At 69.8% G+C, this 13,165-nt stretch carries 9 protein-coding genes; 8 read left to right on the top strand and 1 reads right to left on the bottom strand.

All coding sequences use genetic code 11. The features are described 5' to 3' along the window. The first annotated feature begins 124 nt into the window (after nt 1-124). The 7 genes from ABZ272_RS01095 (at nt 125) to ABZ272_RS01065 (ending at nt 7,650) form a co-directional block, all read left to right on the top strand. Entirely contained in the window at nt 125-1,225 is a 1,101-nt protein-coding gene (locus ABZ272_RS01095; protein ID WP_355047837.1) for a histidine kinase, read from the top strand. Then, nucleotides 1,213-1,875, top strand: coding sequence for a response regulator transcription factor (locus tag ABZ272_RS01090; RefSeq protein WP_355047836.1), 663 nt, complete (start codon nt 1,213-1,215; stop codon nt 1,873-1,875). The genes ABZ272_RS01095 and ABZ272_RS01090 overlap by 13 nt, the downstream gene beginning before the upstream one ends. Before the next feature lie 331 nt (nt 1,876-2,206). After that, on the top strand, nt 2,207-2,758 hold the full coding sequence (locus tag ABZ272_RS01085; RefSeq protein WP_355047835.1) for an aspartyl/asparaginyl beta-hydroxylase domain-containing protein: 552 nt from the start codon (nt 2,207-2,209) through the stop codon (nt 2,756-2,758). 137 nt (nt 2,759-2,895) lie between these two features. After that, entirely contained in the window at nt 2,896-3,687 is a 792-nt protein-coding gene (locus ABZ272_RS01080; RefSeq protein ID WP_355047834.1) for an SCO2525 family SAM-dependent methyltransferase, read from the top strand. A gap of 235 nt (nt 3,688-3,922) precedes the next feature. Continuing rightward, nucleotides 3,923-5,758 carry an SCO2524 family protein gene (locus ABZ272_RS01075; RefSeq protein WP_355047833.1) on the top strand — a complete coding sequence of 612 codons (1,836 nt, stop codon included), beginning with the start codon at nt 3,923-3,925 and terminating at the stop codon, nt 5,756-5,758. After that, the gene (locus ABZ272_RS01070) at nt 5,759-6,688 is read left to right on the top strand and encodes an SCO2523 family variant P-loop protein (RefSeq protein ID WP_355047832.1); all 930 of its coding nucleotides are present in this window, start codon (nt 5,759-5,761) and stop codon (nt 6,686-6,688) included. Then, complete coding sequence (locus ABZ272_RS01065; RefSeq protein WP_355047831.1) at nt 6,673-7,650, top strand: SCO2522 family protein; 978 nt, start codon at nt 6,673-6,675, stop codon at nt 7,648-7,650. Before ABZ272_RS01070 ends, ABZ272_RS01065 begins: the two co-directional genes overlap by 16 nt. Nucleotides 7,651-7,656: 6 nt before the next feature. On the opposite strand, the gene ABZ272_RS01060 is transcribed toward ABZ272_RS01065, so the two are convergent. Further along, nucleotides 7,657-8,613 (bottom strand): SCO2521 family protein, encoded by a 957-nt coding sequence (locus tag ABZ272_RS01060; protein WP_355047830.1) that lies wholly within the window; start codon nt 8,611-8,613, stop codon nt 7,657-7,659. A 295-nt stretch (nt 8,614-8,908) separates the two neighbouring features. Here ABZ272_RS01060 and ABZ272_RS01055 point away from each other — a divergent pair, with 295 nt between their 5' ends. Next, nucleotides 8,909-13,123 carry a HEAT repeat domain-containing protein gene (locus ABZ272_RS01055; protein ID WP_355047829.1) on the top strand — a complete coding sequence of 1,405 codons (4,215 nt, stop codon included), beginning with the start codon at nt 8,909-8,911 and terminating at the stop codon, nt 13,121-13,123. The last annotated feature ends 42 nt before the right edge of the window (nt 13,124-13,165 follow it).

The raw sequence follows: 13,165 nt of genomic DNA, 5'->3' as shown, positions 1-13,165 counted from the left end.
GGTGAGCCGGCGTACTACCAAAGGAGGTGGTCCGGCGCGCGGCGAGCCCAGTAGCCTGCGCGATGTGGATGCCGCGGCGTGCGAGGTCAGGCGGCCGAGGACGTGGCGTTCCGTCCCGGCCGGCGTGACGACCCTGGCGGTCGGCGTCCTCGTCGCGACCATGCTCTGGTCCGCAACCCGATCCAGCTCGGACGGTCTGGCCGTCCTCGACGTCGCGCTGGCGGTGACCGCCCTGGCCCTCGTTCCGGTGGTCCTGCGCCATCCGCGGGTCGGTGGCGTGCTGGCCGGTCTGCTCGTCGCGCTGTCTGCGGTGGCCACGCCGGTGGCCAGCTTCGCGGTGCTCTTCACCGCCCGCAACCGGCCGTTTCGGCAGGCGGCGGTGGTGGCGGCGGTCGGCGTGGCGGGCGAGGCGGTGCAGGCCTTCTGGCGGCCGACGCCCAGCCTGTCGTACGGCTGGCGGCTGGTGCTGATGACGGTCGCCTACACGGCCCTGCTCGGCTGGGGCACCTGGGCGCAGGCCCGGCACGCCTTGCTGGCGGCACTGCGGGAGCGGGCCCGGCGGGCCGAGCAGGAGCAGGAACGGCGGGTGGGCGAGGCACGTGCGGCCGAGCGCAACCGGATCGCGCGGGAGATGCACGATGTGCTGGCCCACCGGCTGTCCCTGCTGGCGGCGGCCGCCGGTGCGATGGAGTACCGGCCGGACGCGCCGCCCGAGCGGCTCAGCGCCGCCGCGGGGGTGATCCGAGCGAGCGCGCACCACGCCCTCGACGAGCTGCGCGAGGTCATCACCCTGCTGCGCAACGACGACGCCGAGGCGCCGACGGACGCGCCGCCCGGGCAGACCCTCGCCGACCTGCCCCGCCTGGTCGACGAGGCGAGGGCCGCCGGGCAACAGATCGAGGTCGACGACCCGTTCGGCCCACCGGCCGAGATACCGCCGACGGTCGGCCGCACCGCCTACCGGATCGCGCAGGAGGCACTGACGAACGCCCGCAAGCACGCCGCCGGGCAGCCGGTCCGCCTGGTGCTCGGCGGCGCGCCCGGCACCGGCCTGAGCATCGCCGTGAGCAACCCGACCACACCGGACAGCGGTGTCACCGACAGCGCCGGCACCGGCCTGATCGGCCTCGCCGAACGGGCCGCGCTCACCGGCGGTCGCGTCGCCCACCACGTCGACGCCGCAGGCCGGTTCCACCTCACCGCGTGGCTGCCATGGCCGACGTGAACGCCCCGATCCGGGTCGTCATCGTCGACGACGATCCCCTCGTACGGGGAATGCTCACGCTGATGCTCGACGGTGCCGACGGTATCGCCGTCGTGGGCGAGGCCGCCGACGGCGCCACGGCGATCACCGCGGTGGACCGGCACCTGCCCGACGTGGTGCTGATGGACATCAGGATGCCGGGCGTCAACGGCATCACCGCCACCGAGCGCCTGCGCCGCCGCCACCGACCGCCCGAGATCATCGTGCTCACCACCTTCGACACCGACGAACACGTGCTACGAGCCCTGCGTGCCGGCGCGAGCGGCTTCCTCCTCAAGGACACCCCGCCCGAGCAGATCAGCCAAGCGGTACGCGCGGTGGCCGCCGGCAATCCGATGCTGTCTCCGGGCGTGACGCGCCGCCTCATGCAGCGGGTCGCCTCCGGCGCCGCGTCCTACGAGCGGGCGAACGACCAACTGGCCCTGCTCACACCCAGGGAACGGGACGTCGTGCTGGCCATCGCGCGGGGCCGCTCCAACGCCGAGATCGCCACCGAGCTGCTGATGAGCGTGACGACGGTGAAGGCCCACGTCTCGCACATCCTGACCAAACTGGATCTTGACAACCGTACCCAGATAGCCCTGCTCGCCCACGACGGCCGACTCCTCTGACTCGGCTGGACGGATCCCGGGCCCAAACTGCCTCACCTGTCGTCCGCTTTCCGGGGCCACTCCGTGGCCTCCGGAAGCGTGTCGCAGATGCATCCAGTTCGTTGGCGGTACTTCTGTCCACAATAGCCATCACCCGCGACATTGTGGTGATGTGTTGCGGCACGATGGCGATCACTTTCCTGGGCATGACGGCTCTTCCCGAACGCGCAGAGGACGCGCTGGGTCGACGAAGGAGAATTCGGCGGCCGCGCTGGATATAGCATGCCTGGGCAGGCGCAGGAGCCCTCGCCCACGAGGTCAACTCTTCGTCAGGCCGTGTCAGGGAGGCGACGTGTTCATCGACCAGGAACAGTTCTCCTTCTTGGAGGATCTACGCCGCAACTGGCGCGACATCCGCGACGAGTGCCTCGCCCTGGCCGAGGACTCCTTCGAGCCATGGGTGCAGCGGCACATGTACGGCGAAGGCTGGAGCGTGTATGGGCTGGTCGCGTTCGGCGCTCGCATCGAGGCCGCCCTGTCCGCCTGCCCACGCACCGTCGACGCGCTGCGACGGATACCCGGTCTGACCACCGCCGGGTTCTCCCGCATGACCCCGGGCACCAGGATCAAGCCCCACGAGGGCTGGGTGACCACCGTCTACCGCGCCCACCTCGGCCTGGTCGTACCCGACGGCGACTGCGCACTGCGGGTGGGCAACCAGACCCGGCACTGGCGCGAGGGCAGCATCTTCGTGTTCGACGACACGGTCGAGCACGAAGCGTGGAACCGCGCCGGCGCTCCCCGCACCGTGCTGCTGTTCGATTTTCTGCGTCCGGGCCAGTCCATGGACCAGCTCGACGAACTCCCGCCCGAGGTCGCGGCGCACCTACGGGGCCGGAGCTGACTTTCCGTACCCAGCGGCAGACGCAGGTCCGCGAGCCGACACTTGTGAGCACGCACCATCGTCGATACATAATGAGCTGTGCACTGAGCGCCGCTTCAGCGACCAATGTGATCCGCCAACCCGATGGAGGCCCGTCCATGGCGTTGACCCCGGCGACTGGGGGCGGTTGCGGCGAGTCGACGCCACGCTCACCGATTCAGTCGCCGAGGCCGGTCAATTCCGACGTCGAGTGGGACAGTTTCGACCCACAGGCGTATGTCCGACACAACTACGCGGATCTGCGCTCTGACGATCGGGAGATTCTCTGCCGCATCCGAGACTTCTTCGCCGAGGCGAAGCTCTCCGACGCGCGGTGCGTCGACGTGGGGTCGGGGGCGAACCTGTACCCGGCGCTGTCGCTCCTCCCGTTCGCGAAGGCCGTCGACCTGTGTGAATGGTCGACGGCGAACGTGAACTGGCTGCGCACGCAGGTCGACAGCTACGACGAGCTCTGGGACCCGTACTGGCAGGTGTGCACGGAGCACCCGGCGTACGCGGCCCTGACGGATCCGCGTCGACGACTGGCACAGGTGGGCCGGGTGGTGCGGGCCAGCGTCTTCACCCTGCCGAGGCACGCCTGGAGCGCCGGGACGATGTTCTTCGTGGCCTGCTCCATCTCTGCGGACCAGGCCGAGGCCGAGCACGCGATCGGTCGGTTTCTGGACGCGCTGCGACCCAGGTCGCCCTTCGCCGTGACGGTCATGCTCGGATCGGTCGGATACGACGTCGGTCGGCGGAGGTTCCCGGCCGTGGCCCTGCAGCGCGCCGACGTGGTGGCCACCATCGCGGCGGGCGCGGACGACCTGGACGTCCACGAGGTACGGCCCAAGCCGCCGCTGCGGGACGGATATGTGGGCATGCTGCTGGCCACCGGCCGGACCCGCGGATAGCGCCCATGCGTGCCGGCGGAATGCGCCGACCTCGTGCTGTCGGCGCAGCGGGGCGGCGGGGTATTCCCCCCGCGTCCGATTGGCCGGATTGCCGACACGCGGCCATCGAAGCCTTTCAAGTGCCACTCGACTGGCCCGCTACCATGACGTTGTACGGCACCGTGGATCATCGTGGGCACGGCTATAGCAGCGGTTTCAAGTCGACGACTACAACAGACGGCGGTGGATCATGCGGATGCAGCCTCGCCAGGAGATCCTCGACATCTGGCGGGCTACGGTTCGCAGTTGCTGGGCGAACGGTGAATGGCACTGGGGCGGCCGAAGTGGTACCAACTCGATCAGCGACGCGGAGCAACTACTGACCCTGTTGCTCCCCGCGGCCAAGGTCCCCGTGCTGTCACTTGACGACCCGGACCGCGCCGACGAAGAGGTGATCGAGGCGCTCAGCCCGCTCGGCGGCGCGATCGAGATTCCCCGCCGGCTGGTCAGCGTGATGATCGACTATTTCCGGCGGTACACCGACGACGCCGGCACTCCGATCTTCGGCGGCGGGAGTTACCTCACCCCGCTGGAGGGTGGTCCGGAGCTCACCGAGGAGCAGCGTTCCCAGGACATCGTCGACTCGTTCGCGGTGTCGGTCACCCTCACGTTGGCGACGATCGGTTTCGTCAAGGTCTACCGGGGGTCCACCCAGCGGCGTGACCTGTTGGCGCAACTGGACGAACTGGAGGCCATGGCGAGCGCGCGCCTCACGGCGGCGATGGTCGGCCTGCTCCGCAGCTTCAGCACCTTCGTCTTCACCTCCACCGACGAGTACGGCATTCGCCTGTGCGACATGGTCAATCAGGACGAGCTACCTCGCCGCGAGCTGGTGGCCGCGCTGCGCGAGCAGTTGCGGGACACCATGGCGAGCCTGCGTAGCGTGGTCATCGGTTCGGGTCGGGTGACGGAGGACCTGGACAACAGCGAGATGCTGTTCGAGTGCGGCTGGTCGTGGGGGCTCATCTCCGGGACCGAGGAGGTCCCGACCACCGAGCCGATCGGCCGACAGCGTGCGGGCTCCGCGGAGAACGCCCCCTACCTCTACTTCACCGTGATCGCCATGGACGCCATCGAGGACCTGAACTCCGAACGCACCCGGCTGCTCGGATTGCTCAACGAGGAGCAGCAGCGGCTGTCCCGGGCGCTGCAACTTCGCTGGGAGCTCACCCGGACGTACTGGGCGACGGTGGCGACCTTCGGCAACCGACGACGGTGGCCTATCGAGGACATTCCCTGGCGGACGACCGATGGTGACCGGACCGACTACTACACGCTCCAGACGACGTCGCTCGCCGTGAAGGGTCTGCTCGCCGTCGGGCGCGGCGGTGACGAGGAGCTCGGGCGGATCGCCTCGGTACTGGTGGAGCTGGCGCAGCGCGCGCGGATCACCCGGCGGGCGTCACCCGGCGAGCCGGCGCTGTTCGTGCACGCGCCGGGCAAGCAGGTGACCCTGAACGACGACACGTCGAAGCCGATCATGACTTGGAACGTCAACGAGTTCTCCGTGGTGCTGCTACAGCGGGCGGCCGCCGTCGCCGGTCTGCTGAGCAACGCCCGTCAGCGCAGTGAACTACTCGAGCTGGCCGACGAGGTGTGGGATCACCTGCTGCTGCGGCGCATCCCGGACGGCCGGCACCAGGGGCTGTGGGACCACGCCAGTGGCGCCTTCCCCGGCCTGGCGCCGAAGCCGAACGCACCCTCCTGGTATCTGACCGTGCGGGTGGCGCAGGCGCTGGTCACCTCCGGTCAGCTGCTGTGGGAGCGACCGTTCCCACGAGCCGGCCGGCTGGCCGACTACGCACAGGATCTCATCGACGAGGCCGAATACCTGTTCGACCGGGAGTTGATGCGCGGCACCTTCGACGGTGAGGCGATGCAGCGCAGCATGCGCAGCATCCGAGCCAGCCTCGGCCGGGCACAGTTGCTGGTCGACGAGCGGCCCGGCACGGCGGCGGCGCTGGTGAACACGCTTCTGCTGCTACTCAACGACGTCGCCACCGGGCAGCAGAAGGCCAGCGAGGGGATCTGAATGCTGGTCTTCGTCACGTCGCACAAGGGCGGCACCGGCCGGTCGGTGACCGCGGCGAACATCGCCTATCGCAGCGCGTTGTCCGGTCACCCCACCTGCTACCTGGATTACGACTTCGGCTCGCCGACCGCCGGCATCACGTTCCAGATACCCCAGGCCGTCAACGGTGTGGAGGGCGCCGGGCCCAACGGTGGCGGCCTGCACCGATATCTGCGCGGGGAGATCCCGTCTCCGGAGCAGTTGGACGTGTGGGGCACCTCCGAACGTGCCAGCCTGCGTCAGCGGCCCATCGGGTCCGGTCCGCTGGTGCTCCTGCCGGGGCAACGCAACGGTAGCGAGTTCGGTTTCACCAACGACATCGCCAAGCGCTGCGCCGAACTCTTCCTCCGACTGGAGGAGGAGTTCGACCTGACCCTGGTGGACCTCAGCGCCGGCCGGTCGTACGCCAGTCAGATCGCGCTGGCCGCCACCGCGACCTCGACCCTGCGCAAGGTCGCCGTACGCTGGCTGGTCTTCCACCGGTGGACTCCCCAGCACGTCACCGCGGCGGCGGACCTGGCCTTCGAGGCGGGCGGGATCGTGGCCATGGGCAAGGAGTACGGCCACGAGCCGGAGAGGCTACGGGAGTCGCTGCGCTTCATCCGGACGGCGGTGATCGACTCACGTGGCCCCGAAGTCGGCCATCTCGGCCTCGCCCAGCAGGCCTTCCTGCGCAAGTGCGACGCGGAGCTGTCGGAGCTGGCCCGACGACGGGGTGTCGGACGTACGACACTTCTCGGCGTGGTGCCGCTGGATCCTCTGCTGCAGTGGCGGGAGCAGCTGATCTCCGACCACGACGTGCAATCCAAAATTGCCAACGTCAAGACGGTGGACGCCTTCGTTGACCTGACTGAGAAGCTTTTCGACGAGACGGCATGGGACACCGCGTGATCGGCATGGATGTCAGGTTCCAGGAGGCAGCTGCGGTGCGTCGTACAGAGAGTGTGGCGTACTCGCATCTGTCCGTGGAGCTGGGGCATTTCTACGCGGAGGACTTCGGCGACGGGTGTGAGGAGCTGAGGCGCAAGTTCGAGCGGATCGCGGACTGGTCGGCCGCGATCCCGGCGCTGGCCCGCCGCGGGCTGCCCGCATCCCGGGAGCCGCGGATCAGCACCTGCTTCATGTTGGACGACTACTTCCACCGCTTCGGCACCCCCCGCGAGGTGATTCCGCAGGTGCAGAGCGCCGCGGCGGAGCACGGCCTGACCTTGGACTACGTGGCCCGGGAGTCCAGTTTCGCCCGGCACGACGGCGCCGAGCTGGCCCGGTTGGTGGTCGACACACTGGTGGTGGAACCCCCTCGGGGCACCACCGGGAGTCGTCCCCCGTTGAGCGAGTCGGGCTGGCTGTCCAACGGTAAGCGGTCCCCCGGGCACGTCGACGCGCCGGCGATGACCCTGCCGCGTCCGTGGTCTCCGCCGTTGCAGTCCGGCGATCCCCGGCACTCCATCTTCGTCGACATCGAACTCTGGTCCGACGAGCCGGACGCCCGGGTGTGGGCCTGCGCCCTGCTCGCCTCGGTCTGGCAGATGACCCGGCTCGGCGTGCTACGGCATCGAGGCGAGACGATGACCCAGCCGCGCCAGCTCGTCGGCGAGCTACCGACGGACTGGGACCAGCTGCCGGCGATCGTCCAGCTCAACCCGGCGGCCGCGCCGTTCTGCGCGTATCGCACGCTGACCCTCATGGGCACCGAGTACCTGCCGGTGGAGCTGGCCGTACGGACCATCCTCGGCCAGGTGGCGGTGCCGCCGACGGTCGCGCAGCAGGTCGCCAAACGGGCCGGCGGCGAGGGCCTGCAGCTACCCAGTGAGCTGGTCGACCGGCTGAGCTACGTGTTCATCAGCGACTGAGTGTGCTCAGCGCCCGCACGGCTCGTCGACGGCCATCCGGCCGGCCAGGTCGCGAAGCAGAGCCATGTTGCTCACGCTGATCTGGTCCCGGATCCAGTTGACCGACGAGTTCCACTGACGGCTGAAGCCGGGTACCTGCTCCAACTGGTCCCAGATCGGCCGCAGTCGCGGGTGCACCCGCGCGCCCGGCAGCCACAGGTGCAGCAGGTGCTCCAGCACCGGACGCAGCCGCTCGACGTGCTCCTGCCCGGAGGCCGATCGGGTGACCGCCGATTCCACCAGCGAGGACAGGATGGTCAGCAGCCAGTCGTGCAACGCGAGGTCTTCGCAGAGCCCCGCCACGGCCGCCGGCACGTCCTGCGGGGCGAGCACGAGTTCGACCGTACGCAGGGTGGGTGAGTCCACGGTGACCACCGCCGAGACGTCCCGGTTGGGACGCTCGTCGGTCTGCGCGGTCCAGCGCAGCCGGGTGCGGGCGGTGCGCAGGGGCGGGCGCCGGTCCAGCAGGTCGGACATCTGCACACCGTCGAGCACCCGGCCGGTGATCGCCTCCAGGTTCAGCACGTCGGCGTTGTTGCCGTGCAGGAAGCCCGCGCTCAGGTCGGCGACGTCCAGCTTGCCGACCGTCTCGAGGACGCCGGGGTTGGCCAGGTAGTGCGACCACGGCCGACGGCGTTGCCCGGCGACGACGTGGATGACCGAGGAGGCCTGCACGATCCGGCCGCCGGTGATGATGGCCCGGGTGAGAACCGCGCCCACCCCACGTAACTGGCGCTTTCTGGCGCTCGGGAGCCAGCAGTCGACACCGGTGCGAACATCGGGTGACACCGCGTACAGCGATGGACGCCGGGAGGTCAGCACGGCCTCACCCTCGATCAGGCTGAGCACGTCGGCGCTCTGCTCCTGGGCCAACGCCGTACTGTGCTGCAGAAGACTGGTGTGCACCTCACCGACCGTGAGCATGGCTTCCTCCGCGACGCTGCCACCGACCCGCGTTCGTCCCGCGTACGCGGCTCATGCTGATTGACGTACACCCCTCGCGACCGGCACTGACCCGGATCCGCATCGGACAACCGCAACTCCACGAGTACGCGATTCGACCGCCGGATTCGTTTCCGTTGGTGGCCATCATAGGCCCGGGGTCGGCGGGAATCCCATGCACGGCGGGCGTTCGGAGTGTTCGCGGGTCGGACGGACGTGACAACGACTGATATTTTCGATGATGCGGTCGCCAGCCACCCCCTGGAGTTTGCCGTTCATGAAGGTCTACATTTCGGCCACCCAAAAGGACTTGCTGGAATACCGCGCTGCCGTGCACGCCGTGGCTCGCCGTCTGGAGATCGACGACGTGGCCATGGAGGCGTACGGCGCCGACATCCGGCCGCCGCTGGAACGCTGCCTCGCCGACGTGCGCCGGTGCGACCTCTACGTGGGGCTGTTCGCCTGGCGGTACGGGTTCCGACCGCCGGGCCAGGAGTCCTCCATCACCGAGTTGGAGTACCGGGAGGCGCTCGCGGCGGGAAAGCCGTGCCTGGTCTTCCTGCTCGCGGAGGACACACCCTGGCCGGTCGACATGATCGACCGCGATGCCGACTGGCAGCAGATCGTCGCGTTGCGCCGTGAGCTCAAGGAGCGCCACCTCTGCGCCTTCTTCTCCGGCGTGGACGACCTCACCGCCAAGGTGACCGCCGCACTGGCCGACGTACGCAGTGGCAGATCCCCGGCGCGCGAGCCGGCCGACCCGGACACTCATCTGCCGACGGTGGTGCGCAATCAGTACTACAAGCAGTTGTCGCTGCGATACCACGCCGTCTCGGTGGACGCCGTCTCACCGCGTCCCACCATCGGCTACCTCACCGTCGGGCTACCCAACGTGTTCGTGGAGCCCCGCGTCCACGAGGACGCGCGACCCGAGATGCCACTGGCGTGGTGGCGTTGGGCCGGGTCCACACCGGGCGGCGACGTCGGCGGGCTGCCCGGGGTGGTGAACCCGGAGGAGGTGGAGCGGCTCTGGGAGGAGTACGCGGCGAAGGACGAGCTGTCGTTGTTCGACGTGGTGTCCGACCCGGGGCGGCGCACGATCGTGCTGCTGGGCGACCCCGGCTCCGGCAAGTCCGCGGCCGCGCGGTACCTGGCGCTGACGCTGGCCGGGGTCTGCGTCGAGCCTCGACTGAGTGCGCTGGACCGGTACCTACCCGTCCTGGTCGAGCTGCGCTCCTACGCCACCCATCACGGGGACGGCCGGTGCGACGGTTTGCTCGACTACGTCGGTCACCGCCACCAGCAGGGGCTGGCCGGTATCGACCAGGACGTGCTGGAGGCGTACCTGCGCCAGGGCGGCCAGGCGCTGTTCCTCTTCGACGGCCTGGACGAGGTGTTCGACCCGGCTCAGCGGGAAGAGGTGGCAGCGCAGATCGCCACGTTCGCCAACGAATACCCCGGGGTGCTGACCGTGGTCACGTCGCGGGCGGCCGGCTACCTGCGGCACACGTTCGCCAACGCGGGCTTCGACCACTTCACTCTGGAGGATCTCGACGACGAGCAGATCGCGAGGTTTCTGGACAACTGGTACCGCTACGTGATGCCCACGTCGGCTGCGGAGGCGGAGCGGCAGCGGCGGCAGATCCTCGACGTGGTGAGCAGTTCCCGGGCGATGCGCGAGATCGCCGGTAACCCCCTGCTGCTGATGCTCATGGCGATCGTCGGGCGGGGTCACCCGCTGCCGCGCAACCGACGCCGGCTCTACGCGCACGTGACCGACGTACTGATCTCGGAATGGGATGTGACCAAGCAACTGCGCGAGAGCCACGGCGACGTGCCGTCGCTCGACCTACAGGCGAAGCGTCGGCTGCTGCGTCGCCTGGCGTACTGGATGCAGTTCCGCGAGTCCGGCCCCGCCGGCAACTACATTGAGTCCGACGAATTGGCCCGCATCTTCCGCGACAACCTCGTCGAGTTATACGGTTTCGAGAATGAGCGGGCGCTCGCCATGGCCTACTCGATGATCGAAAAATTGCGGCAGCGAAGCTTCATCCTGGAGCGTTACGGCCTACGACTGTTCGGGTTCGTGCACCGCGCGTTCCTGGAGTTCTTCTGTGCCGAAGAGATCGTGGACAGATACGAGCGCGATCCGTCCGCCGCGGGCCTCGATCATCTGCGTTCGTTGTTTCGCGGGCGCTGGGCCGAGCCGTCGTGGCGGGAGGTGCTTCGACTGGTCGCCGGCGCCCTGCCCGCCCGGGTCGCCAACGAGCTGGTCACCCTACTCGCCACCGAGGCCACCCAACTGTGGCCGCCGCTGAACCTGACCGGGCCGCCGTGGAACCTGGTGCTGGCGGCGCAGTGCGTGGCCGAGGCGCCGCAGCCCGCCGAACTGGCCGGTGCGGGCGACGCCCTGCTGCGCCAGGTCGTGCGTCTCATCGAGCATGGCATCTCCGCCGACGACCCGAACCTGGTGGATCTCACCGAGCAGGATCTGCTGTCCTCCATCCGGACCCTCGGCCCGGGTTGGCCCGGCCGGGAGGTCTTCCTGCACTGGTACCGCCGCCGCGGGGTCCGGACCAGTTGGCGATCCGGCTCTCCCTTCGCCACCAGAATCGCGGCGGTGCTGTCCACCGCCGACGAGCAGATGGAGGACCTGCTCGTCCGGGAGCTGGGGCAGGGCCGCGAGCGGCAGGCGCGCCTCACGTTGGTCGCCGGGCTGGCCGAGGCCGCCGGCCGCATCGAGGCCACCGGCGGTAACAGTGGCCGATGCCGGGACATCCTGCTCGCCCAGGCGCAGGCCGAGGTCTCCACCGCGGTACGGCAGGCCGCCGTACGCGCACTGGTCGCCCACCTCGGCGCCGGCCCCGATTTCGTGGACGTGCTGGGCGACCTCGCCAACTCTCCCGATCTCGCGGTGCGGGCGCTGGCCGTGCAGTCGCTCGGCGCCCGGTCCGAACTCTCCGACGACGTGCGTCAGGTGTTGGCCAGGGCCACCGGGGACCCGGCCGTCGCGGTACGGCGAGCCGCCGCGGGAGTGCTCAGCACGCGCTGCGCCGACCTGCCGGACGCACCCGAGACGATGCAGCACCTGCTGGCGACCGACACCGATCCCGGTGTGGTGCAGTGCGTGCTGAAGCGTCTGCTGGCTCTGCCGGAGTACGCCGAGACCGCACGAGCCACGGCGTTGCGGCGGATCACCGGCGACTCCCCGGACGAGGTCCGACGCTGCATGCTGACCGGGCTGCTGCCGGAGCGACCCGGTCCAGAGGACACCGAGCTGTTGCTGAAGCTGGCCTGCTCCGACGCGTCCGCCCGGGTCCGCGCGGTCGCCGTACAGCGGTTGGCGCTCGTACCCGATCCCCAGGGGCGCTGCCGGGCGCGGCTGATCGACCAGATCGAGCAGGACGAGGAGTCCTCCGTACGGGCCGCCGCGGTCTCCGCTCTGATCGACCGGGACCGCGCCGACGACACCGGGTGGACGGTGGTGGCCCGCTCGGCTCACGTCGACGAGGACGCGACGGTACGCCTCGCCGCGGTGCGCGCACTGGCCGAGGCCTTCCCCGACCACCGCACCGGGGAGCTGCTGCTGGAGAGCGCTCGACGCGATCCGACCGCGAGCGTCCGGCTCGCCGCGGTCGAACTGCTCACCGGGCGACCGCTGTTCGGCCACGCGACCCGGGATCTGCTCATCAGCCGCGCCTCCCAGGAGCGGGACCCGATCGTCCGGCTTAGGGTCACCCGTAGCCTGGCCCGCCTCGCCGACCCACCCGACCTCGAGGTGCGGGAGTGCCTTGCCGAGCAGGTCAGTCGGGACCCCGACCCGAACGTGCTGTGCGCCGCCGCCCAGGCGCTCGCCCGCCACGGCGACGCCCCGGGTCTCATCGAGACACTGTGCCGGCGGGCCCGCCGAGACAGCTACGTCGGCATCCGGTTGGCCGCCGTACAAACCCTCTGTGCGTACGGAAGCCCGGAACTGGTGACCGACGTGCTGCTGGAATGCGTCGAATCCGACACCGACCCGACCGTGTTCGACGCGGCCGTACGCTGTCTGACCCAGCAGGGCTCGGCATCCATGGCGGTGACGCTGCGGCTCATGCGCCGCCTGTCGGACCAGGACCCGGCGATCCGCGCCCGCATCGCCGCCGCCCTCGGCGAGCACTTCGGCACCGACCCGGAGGTCCAGGTGCTGCTGGTCGGGCTGGTCCGCGACGATCCGGCCCTGGAGGTTCGCCGCCGCGCCGTGGAGCAGCTGGGTGCCAGCCTCGCCGGCCGCACGGGGGTACGGGACCTGTTGCTGCGGCTGGCCGACGACGATGACTGGGAGATCCGCCGGACCGCGCTGCTCGCGTTGACCCGTCACTACGACGGGGACACCCGGACCCGGGAGGTGCTCGTTCGGCTCGCGCATCAGGAGGATGACGGCGCGGTGCGGCGGCTGGCCGGGCAGCTGCTGGCCACGCTGCCCGACACCCGACCCGACGACTTTCCGTAACCGCGCCGGAGCCATCGGCGCGCACCCTCGTGCGCGTCGAGC

The sequence above is a fragment of the Micromonospora sp. NPDC005979 genome (genome assembly GCF_040614415.1).
In the GTDB taxonomy this organism is placed as follows: Bacteria; Actinomycetota; Actinomycetes; order Mycobacteriales; family Micromonosporaceae; genus Micromonospora.
Note: the sequence above shows the minus strand (reverse complement) of the source record. Positions and strands in the feature narration are given on the sequence as shown.